Consider the following 18189-nt stretch of genomic DNA (forward strand, 5'->3'; position numbering starts at 1 on the left):
GTCATGATCATTATGACAGGGGTTTCCACTCCGTACGCAGCACGGACATCGTCACCGAGTCGTACCACTGTCCCTCCCACAGCAGCGCGTCACGCAGCACGCCCTCCCGCACGAAGCCGACCTTCTCGTAGACGTGCTTGGCGCGGTCGTTGAAATCGTATACGCCCAGCTCGATGCGGTGCAGAGGAGTCGTGGCGAAGGCGTGGCCGAGCACCAGCCGGATGGCCTCGGTGCCGTAACCCTTGCCGAACGCCCGCGCGCCGACCAGCGCGATGCGCAGGTTGCACGACAGGTTGTCCTTGTCGAGCTCGTTGAGCACGATCTCGCCGACGTACCCGTCCGCGGCCATGATGGCCAGGTCGAGCCGGTCCTCGTGGCCGCCTCGCGTGGAGTACCACTCCAGGGCCGCCTTGGGGGCGATCCCGTTGTGGGTATGGGAGCCCGTGAGCTTGGCGACCTCGGGGTCGTCGCAGAGCTCGATCAGGCCCTCGACGTGCTCGGGCCCGACGGGTACGAGGGTGACCCGATCACCGGCGAGGGTGGGTTTGTTCGCGAACATTTCCCTAATTTATAGAGCCTCGTAAATGGTTGTCGCCGTGTTTTCCGGGGTGGCCGTGGAGACGTCGAGCCGCAGGTCGGCGACCTGCAGGAAGTACGGCTCGCGCCGCGCCCGCATGGCGGAGGGCGAGAACTCCGGGCGGTGGTCGGACGAGCGCATCCGCTGGGCCAGGATCTCGTCGGGGGCGTCCAGCCAGACCACGAAGGCCGCGCGCAGCGCCTCGCGTACCCGCGGGTCCTCCACGGTGCTGGCCGCCGCCGCGATCACCTGGGGCGGCTCGGTCAGCGCGTGGAGCACGTGCTCGGCCTCCCTCTGGTGCAGCACGTGCGCGCCCTCCGCCTTCGCGATCTCGGCGGCGCTGGTGCCGTAGCGGCCGCGCAGGTACGGGTCGCTGTCGCTGAGCGGCACGCCGAGCTCGCGGGCCAGCAGTTTGCCGACGGTCGTCTTGCCCGAGCCCATGAGCCCGATCACGACGACAGGTTTGTTCTTCGACATGGGGATAGGTGTTTCCTCTGGAGGTGCATTATGACAATCGCCGGAGGCATCATCCTCATCATGCTCGGCGCGATCCTGACCTGGGCGGTCGAGTTCGACCTCGCCGGTCTTGACATCAATGTGATCGGCGTCGTCCTCATGATCGGTGGTCTGGCCGGATTGCTGTTCGGCCTGTACCGGATGCACGTTACCCGCAGGGTGATCGAGGAGCCGATCTACGAGGACCCGCACGCGCGCCGTACGACGACGGTCTACGAGGAGAGGCGCCGTATCGACGAACCGCCGCTGTAAAGGGTCTTGTGCGTACCCCGGGTCGCCGGGGTACGGTGGCGCGGTCCGAACGCGGGAGCCCGGTGCAACGGGCTGAGAGGACGGCTGGAGCAGCCGCCGACCGCCAGAACCTGATCCGGGTAATGCCGGCGAAGGGAGTTTGCGCGATGAGTGACGCGCGCTTTTCCAAGATCCATCTCGGTGATCTGCGGGTGCCCATGCGGCGGGTGCACCTGTCGAACGGGACGTCGGTGGAGCTGTACGACACCTCGGGGCCGGACAACCCCGACATCACGCGGGGCCTGCCGCGGCTGCGGGAGGTGTGGGTGCTCGAACGCGGCGACGTCGCCCGCTACGGCGGCCGCCAGGTGCGGCCCATCGACGACGGCTTCAAGGAGCAGGAGGCCTGGGCCCGCGCGAACACCGAGGTCTTCCCCGGCGACGGGCGCAGGCCGCTGCGGGCCACCGGGGCCCCCGTGACCCAGCTCGCCTACGCGCGGCGGGGCGTGGTGACCAAGGAGATGGAGTTCGTCGCGGTCAGGGAGGGGGTGAGCGGCGAGTTCGTCCGCAAGGAGGTGGCGGCCGGGCGGGCGATCATCCCGGCCAACGTCAACCATCCGGAGAGCGAGCCGATGATCATCGGCCGCAACTTCCACGTGAAGATCAACGCCAACATCGGCAACTCCGCGGTCGCCTCCTCGATCTCCGAGGAGGTGGAGAAGATGACCTGGGCGACGCGGTGGGGCGCCGACACCGTGATGGACCTGTCCACCGGCCGCAACATCCACACCACCCGCGAGTGGATCATCAGGAACGCGCCGGTGCCGATCGGGACCGTCCCGATCTACCAGGCGCTGGAGAAGGTCGGCGGCGTGGCGGCCGACCTGTCGTGGGAGGTCTACCGGGACACGCTGGTCGAGCAGTGCGAGCAGGGCGTCGACTACATGACCGTGCACGCGGGGGTACGGCTGGCGTACGTGCCGCTGACCGCGCGGCGCAAGACCGGCATCGTCTCGCGCGGCGGCTCGATCATGGCGGCGTGGTGCCTGGCCCACCACCGGGAGAGCTTCCTGTACGAGAACTTCCGGGAGATGTGCGAGCTGCTGGCGAGCTACGACGTGGCCTTCTCGCTCGGCGATGGCCTGCGGCCCGGCTCGATCGCCGACGCCAACGACGAGGCGCAGTTCGCGGAGTTGCGCACGCTGGGCGAGCTGACGAAGGTCGCCCGTGCGCACGACGTGCAGGTCATGATCGAGGGACCCGGCCACGTGCCCATGCACAAGATCAAGGAGAACGTGGACCTGCAGCGCGAGATCTGCGACGACGCCCCGTTCTACACGCTGGGCCCGCTGGTGACCGACGTCGCGCCGGGCTACGACCACATCACCTCGGGCATCGGCGCCGCGATGATCGGCTGGTACGGCACCGCCATGCTCTGCTACGTCACCCCCAAGGAGCATCTGGGCCTGCCGGACAAGGACGATGTCAAGACCGGCGTCATCACCTACAAGATCGCGGCCCATGCCGCCGACCTCGCCAAGGGGCATCCCCGGGCGCAGGAGTGGGACGACGCGCTGTCGGACGCCCGCTTCGAGTTCCGCTGGGAGGACCAGTTCAACCTGTCGCTGGACCCGGTGACGGCCCGGTCGTTCCACGACGCGACGCTCCCGGCCGAGCCCGCCAAGACCGCGCATTTCTGCAGTATGTGCGGGCCGAAGTTCTGTTCGATGAAGATCACCCACGATGTCCGGAAATATGCGGAGGAGCATGGGTTGACGGACTCCGCGGCCATCCAGGCGGGCATGGCGGAGAAGGCGGTGGAGTTCACCGAAAGGGGCGGTGAGGTCTATCTGGATCCGGCGGACCCAAAATAGCGAGTAGGACTCATATTGGGTCTTGACTGGCGTCTGTAAGGAGCCCACGCTGAGGGCGTGATCAGCCGCATACTCGCCGTCCTGGTCGCCATCGCCCTGCTCGCGTTACCCGCCCCCGCGTTATCCCGCAGCGAGCAGCCCGTGAGCGGCTTCATCGACGCGCACAGCCACCTGATGTCCTACGAAGCGTTCGGCGGCAAGCTGCTCTGCGGCAAGCCGTTCGACCCGGGCGGCATCGCCAGGGCGCTGGTCGACTGCCTCGACCACTTCCCGAACGGCGAAGCCGCCTGGTTCGAGAACTTCACCCGCACCGGTCAGCCGACCGGCACCCACGACCCGGTCGGCTGGCCCACGTTCAGGAGCTGGCCGGCCCATGACTCGCTGACCCACCAGCAGGCCTACTACACCTGGATCGAGCGTGCCTGGCGCGGCGGGCTGCGGATCATGGTGAACGACCTCGTGGCCAACCGCCAGCTCTGCGAGATCTACCCGCTGAAGATCAACCCCTGTGACGAGATGGGCTCCATCCGCCTGGAGGCCCGCCGTACGTTCGAGATGCAGGACTACATCGACCAGCAGAGCGGCGGCCCCGGCCAGGGCTGGTTCCGCGTGGTCAGAAGCCCGGCCGAGGCCCGCTCGGTCATCGCCGCGGGAAAGCTCGCCGTGGTGCTCGGCATCGAGACCTCCGAGCCGTTCGGCTGCCGGCAGACGCTCGGCATCCCCCACTGCACCAAGGCCCAGATCGACCGGGGCCTGGATGAGATGTACCAGCTCGGCGTCCGCTCCATGTTCGTCTGCCACAAGTACGACAACGCCCTGTGCGGTGTCCGCTTCGACTCCGGCACCCAGGGGGCCATCGTCAACCTGGGCAACTTCCTGTCGTCCGGCCGCTTCTGGCAGACGGAGGCGTGCACGGGGCCGCAGCGCGACAACACGATCTCGCCCGCGGTGCTCCCGCCCGAACTGGCCCGCTGGCTGCCGCCCGGCGTCAGCCTGCCCGTCTACCCGCCGGGGCCGCACTGCAACAGACGCGGGCTCACCTCGCTCGGTGAGCACATGGTCAAGGGCATGATGAGCCGCGGCATGCTCATCGAGGTGGACCACATGAGCGTCAAGGCCGCCGACCGGACGCTCACCCTCCTGGAGCAGGCCGGCTACGCGGGCGTGATCTCCTCCCACAGCTGGACCGACGCGCTCAACTACCAGCGCATCTACCGGCTCGGCGGCATGGTCACCTCATACGGCCACGGGGCCGAGGGGTTCGCCGGCGCCTGGCGCGAGACCAAGCCCCTGCGCGACGCGGCGGGCCGCCCCGGGTTCGGGTACGGCCTCGACGCCAACGGGCTGGGCAAACTGCCGGGTCCCCGGGCCGGCAGCGCGGTGGCGTACCCCTTCCACTCCCACGACGGCTCGGTCAGCTTCGACCGGCACAGCACGGGACAGCGGACATGGGACTACAACGTGGACGGCGTCGCCAACTACGGCCTGGTGCCCGACTGGATCGAGGACATCAGGTCGCTGGCCGGCGACGCGTTCGTCCAGGACATGGCTCAGGGGGCCGAGGCCTACCTGAAGACCTGGGAAGCGGCTGAAACGGTTGGGAGGTGAGAGAAGGCGGGCCGGTTCTGGCCGGCCCGCTTTCCTCACACATTGAAGATGCTGACTCCGCCGGGACCCACGAGGAATCCCAGCACGATGAGGACGATGCCCCATAGAATGTCCCGCCTGGCCAGGATGACGTAGATCCCGGCGATGACGAGGATGACGGCGATGATCCAGAGCAATGTAGCCATGGTCATGCTGCTGCCCTCAGGACTTCTCCTCTAACGTGCCCTTGGCTCGATAGATGTCCGTGATGGGCTGGAGGAGCCAGAACCACCCGGCTGTGAGCGCCACCGCGCCGCCGAACAAGGTCGCCGGCCAGGCGTTCAGCACCACTTCCGCCACCATGGCCACGGCCGCGGTCATGGCGATCAGCAGAAACGCCGCACCCGCGATGCCCAGGGAGTTGGCGCGTTTGATCATGCGCTCCTTGAGCCCGGTGCGGAAGAACACCCGGTGCTGCGCCGCGGGCGTGATGAAGCACACCGACGCCAGCGCGGCGCCCATGAGCGCGATGAAGAACAGCCACAGGCCCGCGGTGTCGACTTTGCCGAAGCCTTGCTGAAAGGGAACGGTCAGCAGGAAGGCGAAGAGCACCTGGACCCCGGTGACCGCGACACGCAGGCCCTGCAGCAACTCGGTCAGCTCACGATCTACACGTTCTTTGTGGGACTCGCGTTCGTTGCGCGACTCACCCTGAGAAGTGTCCGTCATGCTGGGGCGCTACCCCGCAGAGGCGCTGACATACCGGCCGGAGTCTGGATACGATCCGCGGCAACGGAACTTCGGCGGAGCCGCCCATGATCAACGAATGGATTCCACCCGGGGTCGATGCCACCCGGCCGAGCGTGGCTCGTGTATACGACGCGCTGCTGGGCGGCACCGAGAACTTCACCGTGGACCGGGCCGTGGCGGAACGCCTGACCGCCGCGGTCCCCGAGGTGGTCAGCCTCGTCTGGTGCAACCGCGCCTTCGTCGGCCGCGTCACCGACCATCTGGTACGGGACGCCGGCGTCACCCAGCTCATCGACCTGGGCGCGGGCCTGCCGACGATCGAGAACACCCACGAGGTCGCCCAGTTCGCCAACCCCGAGGCCCGCGTCGTGTACGTGGACCTCGACCCGATGGTGGAGCCGCACGCCCGCTCGATCCTGCGCACCAACCTGCGTGCCACGGCCATCACCGCGGACGCCATGGACGTGGACGCCGTGCTCGGCCACCCCGACCTGCTCGACCTGATCGACTTCTCCCGGCCCGTGGGCCTGCTCATGATGAGCCTGCTGCACCTGTTCCCCGACGAGGACGACCCGCACGGGCTGGTCAAGCAGTACATGCAGGCGTTGCCGCGGGGCAGCTACCTGGCCGCCTCCAACATGATGACCTCCCACAACCCCAAGGCGAAGGCGCTGGAGGCGATGCTGCACGCCACGATGGGGACCGGCCGCTTCCGCACCGCCGAGTCGATCAACCGCTTCTACGACGGGCTGGACATGGTCAGCCCCGGCCTCGTCCACCTTCCCCACTGGCGTCCCGAGGGCAGCCCCGGACCGCTGGAGACGTGGGAGGAGCTCCTGCTGGGCGGCGTGGCCCGCAAACCCTAGGGGCCCGCGAACCTCAGGGGCCCGCGAACCCCAGGGGCCCGCAAGCCCTAAGGGTGGGCCGTCCAGCCGGTCTCGTCCGCCCACTCCTCGGCGACCACGATGACCAGGTCCACGACCGGGTCCTTGACGTCGGCGTACTCACCCGTCTCACGCACCGCCCCGGCCAGCCGCCGCTTGAAGTCCGCATAAGCCGGTACGGCCCGCGGATGCGCCCGGAACCAGTCGCGAAACAGCAGCGCCAGGCGGTCGTTGGGCGCGTCGAGCACCCGCACGTGCAGATTGACCTCGTCCCCGGGGCGCCCCCGCCGGGTCCAGAGCCGCTTGGCCCACCTGGCGGGGTCGTCCTCCAGCCCCGCGGGCACGTGGTCACGCCGGTACGGCGACATCGTGAACCCCAGCGCCTCCAGCGGCCCGCGGAAGACCCGCTCGGCCTCCTCCAGGCCGAGGACGCTGACCTGGAGATCGAACAGCGGCTTGGCCGCCATGCCGGGGATCGAGGTGCTGCCGATGTGCTCCACGTGTATCGCCACCGGCCCGAGCACGCGCCGGAGGTCGGCGCACAGTCGTGCCGCCCGCCCTTGCCAGGCGGGATCATGGGGCACGACGACAGGGCGTTCGGTCATCGGGCCAGAATTTCAGAGGCGGCCGTTTCGCCGCAAAACGGTGATGGCGTTGACGGTGGCGACGCCGCGCCACTCCAGGGCGCCGGCGGGCGAGATCTTGGCGTACTCGACGGTCCAGCCGCCGTCCGCCTTCTGCGCGGCGGCCAGCCGGTCGAGGTCGGCCTCGATCTGGGCCGGCGTGAACAGGGCACGCGCCGGGCGATCGGGGTACGGGGCGAGGTCGAGCGGGGTGAGCTTCTCGTCGGCTGTGCCGCCCTCCACGGGGATCTCGCCGCTGTCCGGGATCAGCTTGGCCAGGCCGTCCAGGAGGGCGGCGGCCTCGGGCTCACGGTCGTGGACGGCGTCCAGGAAGTGGATGGCGAAGGCCAGCACGTAGGCGTGGGGGTGGGCGTCCAGGGCGCGGACGGCGTCCAGGCAGTAGCGGGTCGCGCGGGCCGGCCACGGGTGCCCCGCCACCGACGGGACGCGCAGGGCCGCCGCCGCGCTCACGGCGGTGATCTGCAGCGAGGAGGTCGCGGCGTCGCCGCCGCCCCACCACGGGGCGGTGCCCGCCCGCACGGTCAGCGGCAGCGAGAACGGCAGGCCGCCGTCGGGCAGCGTCACCGTCCCCAGCCAGTCGCACAGCTGTTCCGCCTGGACGGCGACGACCGGGGCGATCTCGGCGAACACCTCGAAGGCGTGCAGGGCGGCGCCCGGCTGGCTCTCCGGGGAACGCAGGTCGGGCTCCAGGCCCCAGCCGTAGCCGCCGTCCGGGTTGCGGTAGGCGTCCACCGCGGACAGCAGCCCGGCGTGGTCGCCGGAGCCGAGCAGGACGTCGAAACGCCGCCGGTCCAGGACACGCGCGTGCGTGGCCATGAAGTCGGCGGCGGCGGTCAGGTCAACGGTCATGACCTCATCCTTCCCGCCCGCCGCGGGACCGGTCTTGTAAGTTTCCGCCGTGCCTAGCCGCGGCGGGCGGCGGAGGTGACGCGCTTGAGAATGCGGTCCCACTCGGTGCCGAACGGGTTGTCCTGCACCAGGTAGGTCCAGGTGGCGGAGGGACGCTTCAGGTCGGGCTCCGGCGACTCGAACGCCTCCAGCGAGCGCCGCTCGATCTCGGCCTGCAGCGCCTTGTACTCGGCGACCGCCTCCCGGTGGAACTCGTCGATCGGGCTCATCCGGCCGAGCGCCCGCAGGTGGATGCCCTCGCGCAGGTCGGTGAGGAAGGCCAGGTGCTCGGTCCAGCAGGTGTCGATCGCGTGCAGGACGATCTGGCGCGCGGTCTCCTCCCGGGTGTCCTCGGGCAGCGAGTCCCACCGCTCGGGGTCGGCCTCGGCCAGCGCCTTGGCGGCGGAGTCGGTGTGGAGGACCTTGTCGCGCCACTCCAGGATCAGCTCGCGCTGGTGCTCCAGCAGCCGGGTGTAGCGCCAGGTGTTGCGGTGGATCTCCAGGTTGACGCCCTCGGCCACCCGCTGGGCGTGGCCGACCAGGTAGGCGCCGCGGCGGTGGCGGACCAGGCCGTCGGGGTCGGCGGCGGGCGGGCGCTCGTCCGGGACGAACTGGGTGATCAGGTCGTCCTGCACGCTGACGAAGAAGACCGAGCCGCCCGGGTCGCCCTGGCGGCCGGCCCGGCCGCGCAACTGGTCGTCCAGGCGGCTGCTGGCGTGGCGGCCGGAGCCGATCAGGTACAGGCCGCCGAGCTCGGCCACGCCGTCGCCCAGGCGGATGTCGGTGCCGCGGCCGGCCATCTGGGTGGAGACCGTGATGGCGCCGCGCTCGCCGGCCCTGGCGATGATCGCCGCCTCTTCCGCGTCATTCTTGGCGTTGAGGACGACGGGCTCCAGGTTACGGCGCTGCAGAAGCTTGGCGAGGTTCTCCGACTCGGCCACGTCCAGGGTGCCGATGAGGATCGGGCGGCCGGTGGCGTGCGCCTCCTGGATCTCCTCGACCAGCGCCGCGTCCTTGTCGGGCACGGTCGGGTAGATCCGGTCGGGCTCGTCCTCGCGTATGGCGGGCGTGTTGGGCGGGATGACGGCGACCTTCAGGCCGTAGAACTCGCCGAGCTGCTCGCTGACCGCGACCGCCGTGCCGGTCATACCGGAAATCTTGGGATAACGCTTGATCAGGCCCTGGATGGTGAGCGAGTCGAGGATCTCGCCCTTCTCGCTGGGCGGCAGCGCCTCCTTGGCCTCCACGGCCGCCTGAAGACCGTCCGGCCAGCGCTGCAGCAGCGCCACCCGGCCGCGCGAGGGATTGATCAGCTGGACCTTGCCGTCGCGCACGATGTAGTCGACGTCCTTGGCCAGCAGCGCGTGGGCGTGCAGGGCCAGGTTCAGCTCGATGAGCGTGCCCGGCTCGTTCTCGTCGTAGAGCTCGACGTCGAGGATGTTCTCCACGCTGTCGGCGCCCTTCGGCGTCAGGTAGACGTTGCGCGCGCCCTCGTCGATCTCGTAGTGGTAGCCGCGCACCAGCGTGCGCACAAGCGCCGCCATCTCCGGTACGGCGCTGCCCTCGTCGGCCGCCCCCGCCATCACGAGCGGCACCCGGGCCTCGTCCACGAGCACCGAGTCGGCCTCGTCGATCAGCGCCACCTCGGGCTCCGGCACCACGATCGCCGCCGCGTCGGTACGCAGCCGGTCGCGCAGCACGTCGAAGCCGATCTCGCTGACCGGGCCGTAGGTGACGTCGCAGGAGTAGGCGGCGCGGCGCTCCTCGGGCGTGGAGTTCTGCCCGATCCAGCCGACGCTGACGCCCATGGCCTCGTAGAAGGGCGCCATCCACTCGGCGTCACGCCTGGCCAGGTAGTCGTTGACCGACATCACGTGCACGCGTTTGCCCTGCAGCGCGTACCCGGCCGCCGCCATCGCGCCGGACAGGGTCTTGCCCTCGCCGGTCGCCATCTCGGCGACGTGACCGTGGAGGAGCGCGAGCGTGCCGAGCAGCTGCACGTCGTACGGCCGCAGGCCGAGCGTCCGGTCGGCGGCCTCGCGGGCGACGGCGCAGAACTCGGCCAGATCGTCCATGGACGGCTCGGGCAGTTCGCCGAGCTTGCCGATCCGGTCGGCGCGGGTGTTCGCCGTCTTGACGATCTTCAAGTACGGACTCAGGTTCACCCCTCCTGGACGGTCCAGGAGATTCCTGATCATTCCGGTAATCGAGGCCACGGTTCCTCCAACGCGCGCTCCCTCGGCACCGTTCCCCCTGATTCCCCCGATAAGGGGTCCGGTACGGCAGGCACCGCCGTACCGGACCCTAACTCACCTTTGCCCGTGCACGGTCAGAACCACGACAGCGGCCAGCAGCAGAACGCATCCTGACCAGGCCAGAAGCGTCAGCCTTTCGCCGAACAGCACCACTCCTATCATCGCCGCTCCGACGGCCTCGCCGAGCGAGATGACCGAGACGGTCGCGGCGGGGAGCGCCGTGAGGGAGCGGAAGAACAGCGCGTAGGCCAGGGCCGTCGGGATCGCGCCCAGGAACAGCAGGGTGGCGGCCGAGGCCAGGGTGAACTCCGGCAGGATGCCCCCCGCCAGCGCGAACGGCGCCAGGCACGCGGCGCCCACCACGAACCCGCCCACGGCGGTGGTCTCCGGGTCGCCGTTGTGGCGGCGGGAGTAGAGGGTGACGGCGGCGTAGCCGAGCGCGGACAGCAGTGACCACGCCACGCCCGCCGTGGTCCCCTCGGCCGGGCCGCCGCCCATGAGGCCGCCGCCCGTGAGAAGGGTCAGGCCGGCGAGTGCGGCGGCCAGCGCGACAAGGCCCACGCGGCTGAGGCGCTCGTTGAGCAGGAACCTTCCGCCCAGGGCGGTGAGGACGGGGGTGGCGCCCATCGTCACGACGGTGGCCAGGGCGATGCCGGACTCGGCGATGGCCGCGAAGTAGGCCGCCTGATACACGGCCATCCCCGCCCCGACCATCCCAATCCGCCACACCTTCACCGACGTCCCGGTCGTCCCCCGGCAACCCGCCGAGCCCGCGCCACCCCCGGGCCCGGCGATCCGCCCGTCGCCCGCTGCGGTGGTGCGCCGGTCTCCGCCGTCGCCCCTTCTCGCCGACGCGGCGCCTAGCAGTGTGGAGAGCCTGGGGTCTCGGGTCCGCCGGTCTCCACCGACGTCCCTTCTCGCCGACGCGGCGCCGAAAAGCCTGGGAAGGCGGGAGGGGAGGAGGGGGCGCGATAGCCCGGATCGCCCCGCTGCGCTGGTGTGGACCGTGGGGCGGAGGAGGAGGGGGAGAAGGAAGGCGGCGCCCAGGAGGTGGCGCCAGAACGAGACGGACACCGGGTCCAAGGTGGTGAACAGGAGCGAGCCGGCGGCGCCGCCGGTGCCCCAGGCGGCTGCGGCGATGGCGGCGTACACCGCTCCGCGGCGCGCGGAAATCGGGGTCATGACTGATCTTTCCGGATGAGGTGGATGAGGCCCGCGCGCGGGCAGCGCTCACCACCGGGGCCCAGCCTTGGGGTATCCGGGGAAGGAGGTCAGCCGCCCGCTAGAGGGCGGGCGGAGGGGAGCAGATCAGTCGTCCGTGCATGAGGCCCACCCTAGTGGGCGAGGTCCCGGCCATTCATCTGGAATTCGCCCACGCGTCCGTGATCAGGCGGAAGTCGTCCAGTGAGGCGGGCCGGCCGTCGATCTGGGTGCCGACCACGTGCTCGCGGAAGAGGGCGTGCAGCCGTACCACCGCGCCGGAGGCGTTGCGGAAGCGCGGGACGAAGATGACGGCGCCGGGCCCCACGAGGCGGGTCTCGTCACCGAGGAAGGCCTCGGCCTCGCCCTCGTCGATGATGAGCACCTCCTCCCCGGTGTGGCGGTGCAGGGGGACGCTCTCGCCGTCGGCCAGGTGCTCGAAGTTGAGCACGATGTCCTTGACGTAGTGGCCGTCGGCGCGGACCGGGTCCATGACGGGCCAGGTGAGGGAACGCGGCTTGGCGGGGTCGGGGAAAGGCCGGTAGTCGGGTCTGTCGATGATCGTCACGCCTCCGATCGTGGACCCACCCGAAATTTCGCGGAAGACCGCACTTTTTCCTGCTCAAGGCACTTCCGCATACCTGACAGAAGGTGGCAGGTACGACCGGCAGAGTGGACCCCATGACAACCAAGGCCAAACTTCTCGCGTTCACCCTCGACTGCGCCGAGCCCAAGCGGCTCGCCGAGTTCTACCACCAGATCACCGGATACGAGATCCAGTACTCAGAAGACGAGTACGCCGCCGTCGGCGACGGTACGGTGTCCATCTACTTCGGCAGGGTGCCGGATCGCAAACCGGTCACCTGGCCGAGTCCCGACAAGCAGTTCCACTTCGACTTCCGGGTTCCGGACGTGGAGAAGGCGGTCGCCGAGTACGTGGAGCTCGGAGCCACGAAGCCCGAGTTTCAGCCGGGTGTGACCGAGGAAGGCACCCAGTGGGTGGTGCTCCAGGACCCCGAAGGGCATCTCTTCTGTGTATGCCCTTCCTCCTAAAGGCTGATCCGACAGCGGACACCGAGCCATAAGCTGGGTGAATGCTCTTGAAAGGTTCCTTGCCCCTCTGCGGGCGCCCATGACGTGGGTCGGTCTGGCGATTGCTCTGGCAGGGGCACTGGGATACGCGCTCGGCGCGGCGTTGCAACAGTACGAGGCGGTGGCTCAGGGGGCGACGCTCAAGCTCGTCAAACGCCCGCGCTGGTGGATCGGGGGTGTCATCGGGTTCACCGGCGCCAGCCTGCACGCCGTGGCGCTGAGCTTCGCGCCGCTCGTCGTGGTGCAGCCGATCAGCGTGGCCACGCTGGTGTTCGCGGTGCCGCTGGCGGCGTTCATGTACGGGCGCAAGCCGTACAAGGCGGAGATCTTTGGTTCTGTCGCGGTCGCGGTGGGGTTGCTGTGGCTGATGCTGCTGGTCCCGCAGCAGCACGTGACGCCACGGCTGGGGACGCCGGCGGCGCTCGCGTTCCTGGCGGTGATCGGCGTCGTCGTGCTGATCACGCAGGTGGCGGCGCGGCGGGTCGAGGGGGCGAACAAGGCGCTGCTGCTCTCGGTGGGAGCGGGCGCGGTCACGGCCAGTGTGTCCACGTTCGTCCGCGTGGTCGGCGGCGGGCTTGAGGGTGACCTGAGCAGGCTGCTGCACTGGTTCACGCTGGCGGTGCCGGTCCTGCTGATCTGCGCGGTGGTGCTGCTGCAGAAGTCCTACGCGGTGGGATATTTCGGCATCGCCTACGCCGGGGTGCAGGTGATCGACCCGATCACCTCGGTGCTGGCCGGCGCGATCCTGCTCGGTGAGCCGCTGCCGACCAGCCCGTCGACCGCCGTGCCCGCGATCATCGCCGCCGCGCTGACCGTCGGCGGCACGATCACGCTCGGCCGGTTGACGCCCGACCACTCGAAGGACCGGTCGGCGCCGGTGGCCGCCAGTCCAGAACCGAGTCCATTGCCCGCAACATCAGATCTGAGCTGAACCGGCCGGCCACCCGCATGCCGAGATCCCGCAGTCCGATCGCCACCGGGTTGCGGATCTTCGTCGCCTTGCAGATCGCCATGGACCTGCGGACGATCTCCGTCGTACGGCCCAGCCGCGCCTCGGTGTAACCGGACAGGTCCCCGCCCGCGTGGTGCGCGAGCACGACCGCGTCCTCGATCGCCTGGCAGGCGCCCTGCCCGAGGTTGGGCGCCATCGGATGGGCCGCGTCGCCGAGCAGCGCCACCCGGCCCTGGTGCAGGCGGGGCAGCGGGGCCCTCATGGAGTACACGTCGTTGCGCAGGATCGCGCCGGGTTCCACCGCATCCAGCATCGCGGGGATCGGCTGGTGCCAGCTCCCGAAGCGCCGCAGCAGCTCGGCGCGCTCGTCGTCGGCGCGGCCGCCCGGCGCGGCGAGGTCGGTGGCGTAGAAGTACACGATGTCACCGGCCAGCTGATGGGTCCCGAACACCAGGCCGGGGCCCCAGCTCTCCGCGCTGTGGACCGTCACGCCCTCGGGCCGCGGCAGCAGCCCGCGCCAGGCGGTGACCCCCGAGTAGACGGGTTCCGGGTGTCCGGGGAAGAGCCGCCGCCTGGTCCCGGAGCGGATGCCGTCGGCCGCGACGACCAGGTCGGCCCGGTACGTCTCCCGCTCGGTCTCAACGGCGCCGCCCTCGGGATCCAGGCCGGTGACCTCGGTGTTCAGGCGGATGTTCGCCCGGCCGAGTCCGTCGGCGAGCAGGTCCACCAGGACGCGCCGCAGCATGAGCACGACGCCGTCGCCGTAGCGGATCCGCGCGCGTTCCTGTGAGGTCTGTGACAGCCAGCGCCCGTCCGTCTTGCGCACTCCGGCGGCCCCCTGCACGCGGGCCAGCTCACGCACCGGGTCCCCGAGCCCGACGGTGTCCAGGGCGCGCAGCCCGTTGGGGGACACGGCCAGTCCCGATCCCACGTTCTCCAGCGCCGGGGCCCGTTCCAGGACCGTCACGTCCCAGCCCTTGAGCCGGAGTGCCAGCCCCGCGGTCAGCCCGCCCACGCCGCCGCCGATCACCACTGCCGTCGTCATCGCTCACTCCTTTACTACGTCTGTAGTCCGTGACGGTACTACAGGTGTAGTTTCGACTACAAGTGTAGTATCCGATGCCGTGAACCGTTCCGAGCTCATCGCGGACACCGCGATCGCCTTGCTGTCCGAGCGGGGCATGCGCGGCCTGACCCACCGCGCCGTGGACGAGGCCGCGGGACTCCCGCCGGGCTCCACCTCCAACCTGGCCCGCACCCGCGCCGCCCTCCTGGAGCTCACGCTGAACCGACTCACCGTCCTGGAGCGCAGAACGTTCGAATCCGTGATCGAGCCCGGGGCCGACCCGATCGACCAGCTCGCCGTCGCCCTCCACAAGCAGCTTCAGGACAGCCGCCGGACGCTGGCCCGCTACGAGCTCGCCCTTGAGGCCACCCGCCGCCCGGAACTGCGCACGATCTACGACGCGGCGGGCAACCAGTTCCGCGCGCCCGCCACCGCCATCGCCGCCGCCCTGGGCTCGCCCGATCCGGTACGGCACGGCCGCCAGCTCATCGCCTACGCCGAGGGCCTGGTGTTCGACGCGCTGGCCGGGGCCGGCGAGATCCCCCGCTACGAGGACCTGCGCGAAGGCATCGAAGAGGTCGTGCGCGGCATGATCGGACGGTGACCGTCAGCGAGGACCGGTCCGCGGCCTGCACAGGTCGCGGAAGGGCAGTTCGGGCAGGTGCTGGGCCCATTCCTCCCGGCTGAGCCCGCCCGAGTCGGCGCAGATCGCCCCGGCCGACCTGGCCGCGGGCACCGGGGCGGCCCGGCGCACCCCGTCGGCGGCGATCGAGAGCACCGTCCCGCGCCCGGCCAGCACCCAGATGCCCGCGCTCGACTGATCGAAGACCGCCTGCACCGGCCGGTCCCCACCGGCCAGCGGCACCTGGCGGTCCACCGTGAGCGTGCCGCTCGCCACTCGCCAGACCCGCACCCGGTCGCTGTCGGTCCCGGCCAGGTACTTGCCGTCGGGGCTGAAGCGCAGCGTGCCCGACGCCGGCTGCAGCGGCGTGGACAGCGTCGGCACCCCGGTCAGGTCGTAGAGCTGCACCCCGTCCTCGCCTGCGATGGCCACCCGCGAGCCGTCGGGGCCGAAGGCGGTGTAGTCGGGCGGCATCCGCTCCAGCCACGCCGCCGGGGTGACCCGGCCCGTGTGCAGGTCGTCGATCACCGAGCGGCGGCCGTCGAACTCCAGCACCCGCCGGTCGTCCGGCCCCACCACCACGAACCGGCCCGCGAACGCCTCCTCGTCCAGGCCGAGGTTCCAGGCCCACCGCTCGCCGTACTCGCTGCCCTCGGCGAACAGGAAGGCGCCTCCCGGGCTGAACCACGCGGCGTGCCGGCCCGGCTGGCTGAGCCCCCGGGCGAACTTCACCTTGACGCCACCGCCCGGCGCCGCGTCCCGGAGTGTCGTGTCCCAGAAGTAGGTGCGCTCGATGCCGACGAGCGCCAGATCACGTTCCTGCGACGACCAGGCGATGGCCCGGATCTTCTCCGGCGGGCCGGGCGTGGTGGCGAGCTGCTCACCGGTGAGGGTGTCGAAGATCCGCAGTACGCCGTCGGTCAGGGCGGCCAGCTTCCTGCCGTCCGCGCTCAGCGTGTGCAGCGACCGCTCGGTGGCCGTCGGGTCGGTGAAGGAACCGCTCACCGGGTCGGTGTCGGACTTGGCGAGCTGCCGCTCGGCCTCCGGCACCGGCGCCAGGGCCCAGGAGGTGAAGCTCAGCTTGCGGGCCAGCACCGGGTCGCTCGGCCTGATCGTCTCCGCCCTGGTGGCCGCGACCCTGGCCATCGCCTCGTCGACCTTGCCCTGGGCGGTGCCGTACTGCCAGATCGCGACCGCGAGCACCGCGAGCGCCACCGACGCCGCCACGATCCAGCGGCGGCGGCCCCTGCGCCGTCCCGACGTCAGCCCCGCGTCGAGGAAGGCCTGCTCGTCGCCGCCCAGCGTGACGTGCCGCCGCCCGGTGGCCGCCCAGGCCAGCGCCCGGTCGAGCGTGCCGTCGTGGAACAGGTCGGCCTCGCGCCGCCCGCCGCTGTCCCACCGCCGCGCCGCCCGAGCCAGCTCCCGGTGTACGGCCAGCCCGTCGCGCTCGGCGTCGAGCCATTCGTGCAGCCTCGGCCACGCCCGCAGGAGGGCCCCGCAGCCCATGGTCACGCTCTCCTCGTCGCGGGCCAGCAGCCCGGCCTCGCCGTACACCTCGAGCACGCGCTCGATCGCGGCGGCCTGCTCCGGCGTGCGCCCGGCCACGAGCTCGGCCCGCCGGACGGTCACGCGGGTGTCGTCGCCGCGCTCGTCCATGCCCACCAGGCGGAGCAGCACCTCGGGGACGAGCTCCTGCTCGGCCCGGCTGAGTGCGGCGTAGAGCTGCTCGGCCCGGGTTCCGAGCGGTGGGTCGTGCACCGGCTCGGGCGGGAGTAATCGGCCCTGCTGTGACTGTGGCTGGTCCAGCAGCGACATGAGCAGCTGGCGGGCGCCGGGGCGGCGCTCGGGGTCGGAATGGAGGGCGGCGGTGACCAGGTCGGCCAGCGCGAGGTCCAGCTCGGCCAGGCCGCCGGCGGCGAAGGCGAGCAGCCGGCCCCAGGCGCGTACGTCGTCGGCGGGCCCGCACGCCTCTCCGGTGCCGAGACCGACCAGGCGGGGACCCGCCTCGGTGAGCAGGACGGCGCCGGGGTCGAGCGCGCCGTGGACGGCTCCCGCCTCGTGGATGGCGGCCAGCGCGGTGGCCGTGGCGGCGGCCAGGCGGTAGAGGTCGTCGGCCGAGTAGGGTCCCCGGGTCTCGACGGCCTGGCGCAGGCTGTGTCCCTCGACGTACTCGCTGATCAGGTAGGTGGCGGCGACCTCGACGACGGCGGCCACGTGCAGGCTCTTCACGCGCCGGATCGGCTCGGTGTCCTCCGGCGGGACGCACTGGGTCAGGGCACGGCGCAGCCCCGACTCGTCGTAGGCCTCAACGGTGCGCCCACCGAGCCGGATGCCCAGCCAGTAGCCCCCCAGCCGATCATCCATGAGGGGTTAGACGCCGCCCTTCGGCTAACGGTTCAGGCGAGCCCGGTGCTCGGGCCACTCCTCTTTGAGGATGCCGAAATAGGCGGAATCGCGCCAGGTGCCGTCGGGGCGTCTGCGGTGCCGGCGCAGGGTTCCCTCGTGGACGCCGCCGATGCGGGCGACCGCCGCCTTGGAGCGTTCGTTGAGGTCGTCGGTCTTGAACATCACCCGGTTGTAGCCGAGGGAGAAGGCGTGGTCGATCAGGAGGATCTTGCAGTTGGTGTTGACCCCGGTACGCCAGGAGGCGCGGCCGTACCAGGTCCAGCCGATCTCGACGCTCTCGTCGAACCCGGGCACGTCCGCGTAGGTCGTCTGGCCGATGGCGCGGCCCTCGTGAATCACGGCGAAGGCGACGTGGTTGGCGGTGACGCCCTTGATGATCCGGGCCAGCTCCTCCTTGGTGCGCGGGGTGGGCGCGGGCATCCAGCGCCAGACCTCGTCGTCGTCGCCACCGGCGGCGAAAAGGTCGGGGACGTGGTCGAGGGTGAGCGGTTCGAGCCGGACGACGTCGTTCTCGAGCACGGTGGGAGCGGGCATGCGCGCGGTCATGCGGCTCAGCTTAGAGGGCGGGTTGACCTGGGTTTATGGCCACCTGTGGGGAAATGTGGGAGACCACTGTGGACGGTCATACCGACCGGTCGGTAAGGT

The 18189-nt window shown here is 70.6% G+C and carries 19 protein-coding genes, 1 pseudogene and 1 riboswitch; of the genes and pseudogenes, 7 read left to right on the forward strand and 13 right to left on the reverse strand.

Annotation, left to right across the window (positions count from 1 at the left end):
• Positions 1-10: 10 nt before the first annotated feature.
• On the reverse strand, positions 11-559 hold the full coding sequence (locus ACIBKY_RS34840; RefSeq protein ID WP_397103467.1) for a GNAT family N-acetyltransferase: 549 nt from the start codon (positions 557-559) through the stop codon (positions 11-13).
• A gap of 9 nt (positions 560-568) precedes the next feature.
• Positions 569-1054, reverse strand: a complete 486-nt coding sequence (locus ACIBKY_RS34845) for a shikimate kinase (RefSeq protein ID WP_397103469.1) — start codon at positions 1052-1054, stop codon at positions 569-571.
• A 30-nt stretch (positions 1055-1084) separates the two neighbouring features.
• On the opposite strand from ACIBKY_RS34845, the gene ACIBKY_RS34850 reads away from it, so the two are divergent.
• The 3 genes from ACIBKY_RS34850 to ACIBKY_RS34860 all read left to right on the forward strand — a co-directional run bounded on the left by ACIBKY_RS34850 (position 1085) and on the right by ACIBKY_RS34860 (position 4806).
• A complete protein-coding gene (locus tag ACIBKY_RS34850; RefSeq protein ID WP_379612317.1) occupies positions 1085-1345 on the forward strand; it encodes a DUF6458 family protein in 261 nt (86 codons plus the stop codon).
• Between the two features lie 41 nt (positions 1346-1386).
• Positions 1387-1499: riboswitch (TPP riboswitch) on the forward strand.
• Positions 1492-3198, forward strand: coding sequence for a phosphomethylpyrimidine synthase ThiC (thiC, locus tag ACIBKY_RS34855; RefSeq protein WP_397103471.1), 1707 nt, complete (start codon positions 1492-1494; stop codon positions 3196-3198). It overlaps the preceding riboswitch by 8 nt.
• A 57-nt stretch (positions 3199-3255) precedes the next feature.
• Positions 3256-4806 carry a Coagulation factor 5/8 type domain-containing protein gene (locus ACIBKY_RS34860; RefSeq protein WP_397103473.1) on the forward strand — a complete coding sequence of 517 codons (1551 nt, stop codon included), beginning with the start codon at positions 3256-3258 and terminating at the stop codon, positions 4804-4806.
• A 35-nt stretch (positions 4807-4841) separates the two neighbouring features.
• Here ACIBKY_RS34860 and ACIBKY_RS34865 read toward each other — a convergent pair whose 3' ends face one another.
• Entirely contained in the window at positions 4842-4991 is a 150-nt protein-coding gene (locus ACIBKY_RS34865; RefSeq protein WP_164903902.1) for a GPGG-motif small membrane protein, read from the reverse strand.
• A gap of 16 nt (positions 4992-5007) precedes the next feature.
• Positions 5008-5514, reverse strand: a complete 507-nt coding sequence (locus ACIBKY_RS34870; protein ID WP_397103475.1) for a DUF6328 family protein — start codon at positions 5512-5514, stop codon at positions 5008-5010.
• An 86-nt stretch (positions 5515-5600) separates the two neighbouring features.
• On the opposite strand from ACIBKY_RS34870, the gene ACIBKY_RS34875 reads away from it, so the two are divergent.
• A complete protein-coding gene (locus tag ACIBKY_RS34875) occupies positions 5601-6401 on the forward strand; it encodes an SAM-dependent methyltransferase (RefSeq protein WP_397103477.1) in 801 nt (266 codons plus the stop codon).
• A 47-nt stretch (positions 6402-6448) separates the two neighbouring features.
• Here ACIBKY_RS34875 and ACIBKY_RS34880 read toward each other — a convergent pair whose 3' ends face one another.
• The 6 genes and pseudogenes from ACIBKY_RS34880 to ACIBKY_RS34905 all read right to left on the reverse strand — a co-directional run bounded on the left by ACIBKY_RS34880 (position 6449) and on the right by ACIBKY_RS34905 (position 11974).
• Entirely contained in the window at positions 6449-7024 is a 576-nt protein-coding gene (locus ACIBKY_RS34880) for a GrpB family protein (RefSeq protein WP_397103479.1), read from the reverse strand.
• Positions 7025-7036: 12 nt separating this feature from the next.
• A complete protein-coding gene (locus ACIBKY_RS34885; RefSeq protein ID WP_397103481.1) occupies positions 7037-7912 on the reverse strand; it encodes a hypothetical protein in 876 nt (291 codons plus the stop codon).
• Positions 7913-7965: 53 nt separating this feature from the next.
• On the reverse strand, positions 7966-10149 hold the full coding sequence (gene secA2, locus ACIBKY_RS34890) for an accessory Sec system translocase SecA2 (RefSeq protein WP_397103483.1): 2184 nt from the start codon (positions 10147-10149) through the stop codon (positions 7966-7968).
• Positions 10150-10260: 111 nt separating this feature from the next.
• Positions 10261-10905 carry a DMT family transporter gene (locus ACIBKY_RS34895; RefSeq protein WP_397103598.1) on the reverse strand — a complete coding sequence of 215 codons (645 nt, stop codon included), beginning with the start codon at positions 10903-10905 and terminating at the stop codon, positions 10261-10263.
• A gap of 324 nt (positions 10906-11229) precedes the next feature.
• Positions 11230-11388, reverse strand: a pseudogene (locus ACIBKY_RS34900) (EamA family transporter); the annotation flags it as partial.
• Positions 11389-11563: 175 nt separating this feature from the next.
• Positions 11564-11974, reverse strand: a complete 411-nt coding sequence (locus tag ACIBKY_RS34905; protein WP_397103485.1) for a cupin domain-containing protein — start codon at positions 11972-11974, stop codon at positions 11564-11566.
• 113 nt (positions 11975-12087) lie between these two features.
• Here ACIBKY_RS34905 and ACIBKY_RS34910 point away from each other — a divergent pair, with 113 nt between their 5' ends.
• Both ACIBKY_RS34910 and ACIBKY_RS34915 read left to right on the forward strand, forming a co-directional pair.
• The gene (locus ACIBKY_RS34910) at positions 12088-12459 is read left to right on the forward strand and encodes a VOC family protein (protein WP_379612306.1); all 372 of its coding nucleotides are present in this window, start codon (positions 12088-12090) and stop codon (positions 12457-12459) included.
• A 79-nt stretch (positions 12460-12538) separates the two neighbouring features.
• Positions 12539-13429 (forward strand): DMT family transporter, encoded by an 891-nt coding sequence (locus ACIBKY_RS34915; protein WP_397103487.1) that lies wholly within the window; start codon positions 12539-12541, stop codon positions 13427-13429.
• Here the strand turns inward: ACIBKY_RS34915 and ACIBKY_RS34920 are convergent.
• Positions 13326-14495: an FAD-dependent monooxygenase gene (locus tag ACIBKY_RS34920; RefSeq protein WP_397103489.1), complete on the reverse strand. Its 1170-nt coding sequence runs from the start codon at positions 14493-14495 to the stop codon at positions 13326-13328. The genes ACIBKY_RS34915 and ACIBKY_RS34920 overlap by 104 nt on opposite strands.
• Positions 14496-14574: 79 nt before the next feature.
• On the opposite strand from ACIBKY_RS34920, the gene ACIBKY_RS34925 reads away from it, so the two are divergent.
• Positions 14575-15120, forward strand: coding sequence for a TetR/AcrR family transcriptional regulator (locus tag ACIBKY_RS34925; protein WP_397103491.1), 546 nt, complete (start codon positions 14575-14577; stop codon positions 15118-15120).
• Positions 15121-15123: 3 nt separating this feature from the next.
• On the opposite strand, the gene ACIBKY_RS34930 is transcribed toward ACIBKY_RS34925, so the two are convergent.
• The gene (locus ACIBKY_RS34930; RefSeq protein ID WP_397103493.1) at positions 15124-17502 is read right to left on the reverse strand and encodes a hypothetical protein; all 2379 of its coding nucleotides are present in this window, start codon (positions 17500-17502) and stop codon (positions 15124-15126) included.
• A 24-nt stretch (positions 17503-17526) separates the two neighbouring features.
• A complete protein-coding gene (locus tag ACIBKY_RS34935; RefSeq protein ID WP_397103495.1) occupies positions 17527-18090 on the reverse strand; it encodes a GNAT family N-acetyltransferase in 564 nt (187 codons plus the stop codon).
• Positions 18091-18189 lie beyond the last annotated feature (99 nt).

The organism is Nonomuraea sp. NPDC050394 (assembly GCF_044459065.1).
Taxonomy (GTDB): domain Bacteria; phylum Actinomycetota; class Actinomycetes; order Streptosporangiales; family Streptosporangiaceae; genus Nonomuraea.

Coding starts and splice junctions, on each gene's coding strand:
- ACIBKY_RS34910 (WP_379612306.1), top strand. CDS start 12,088: ATGACAACCAAGGCCAAACTTCTCGCGTTCACCCTCGACTGCGCCGAG.
- ACIBKY_RS34840 (WP_397103467.1), bottom strand. CDS start 559: ATGTTCGCGAACAAACCCACCCTCGCCGGTGATCGGGTCACCCTCGTA.
- ACIBKY_RS34850 (WP_379612317.1), top strand. CDS start 1,085: ATGACAATCGCCGGAGGCATCATCCTCATCATGCTCGGCGCGATCCTG.
- ACIBKY_RS34920 (WP_397103489.1), bottom strand. CDS start 14,495: ATGACGACGGCAGTGGTGATCGGCGGCGGCGTGGGCGGGCTGACCGCG.
- ACIBKY_RS34935 (WP_397103495.1), bottom strand. CDS start 18,090: ATGACCGCGCGCATGCCCGCTCCCACCGTGCTCGAGAACGACGTCGTC.
- thiC (WP_397103471.1), top strand. CDS start 1,492: ATGAGTGACGCGCGCTTTTCCAAGATCCATCTCGGTGATCTGCGGGTG.
- ACIBKY_RS34845 (WP_397103469.1), bottom strand. CDS start 1,054: ATGTCGAAGAACAAACCTGTCGTCGTGATCGGGCTCATGGGCTCGGGC.
- ACIBKY_RS34895 (WP_397103598.1), bottom strand. CDS start 10,905: ATGGCCGTGTATCAGGCGGCCTACTTCGCGGCCATCGCCGAGTCCGGC.
- ACIBKY_RS34880 (WP_397103479.1), bottom strand. CDS start 7,024: ATGACCGAACGCCCTGTCGTCGTGCCCCATGATCCCGCCTGGCAAGGG.
- ACIBKY_RS34915 (WP_397103487.1), top strand. CDS start 12,539: ATGACGTGGGTCGGTCTGGCGATTGCTCTGGCAGGGGCACTGGGATAC.
- ACIBKY_RS34885 (WP_397103481.1), bottom strand. CDS start 7,912: ATGACCGTTGACCTGACCGCCGCCGCCGACTTCATGGCCACGCACGCG.
- ACIBKY_RS34930 (WP_397103493.1), bottom strand. CDS start 17,502: ATGGATGATCGGCTGGGGGGCTACTGGCTGGGCATCCGGCTCGGTGGG.
- ACIBKY_RS34865 (WP_164903902.1), bottom strand. CDS start 4,991: ATGGCTACATTGCTCTGGATCATCGCCGTCATCCTCGTCATCGCCGGG.
- secA2 (WP_397103483.1), bottom strand. CDS start 10,149: ATGATCAGGAATCTCCTGGACCGTCCAGGAGGGGTGAACCTGAGTCCG.
- ACIBKY_RS34875 (WP_397103477.1), top strand. CDS start 5,601: ATGATCAACGAATGGATTCCACCCGGGGTCGATGCCACCCGGCCGAGC.
- ACIBKY_RS34870 (WP_397103475.1), bottom strand. CDS start 5,514: ATGACGGACACTTCTCAGGGTGAGTCGCGCAACGAACGCGAGTCCCAC.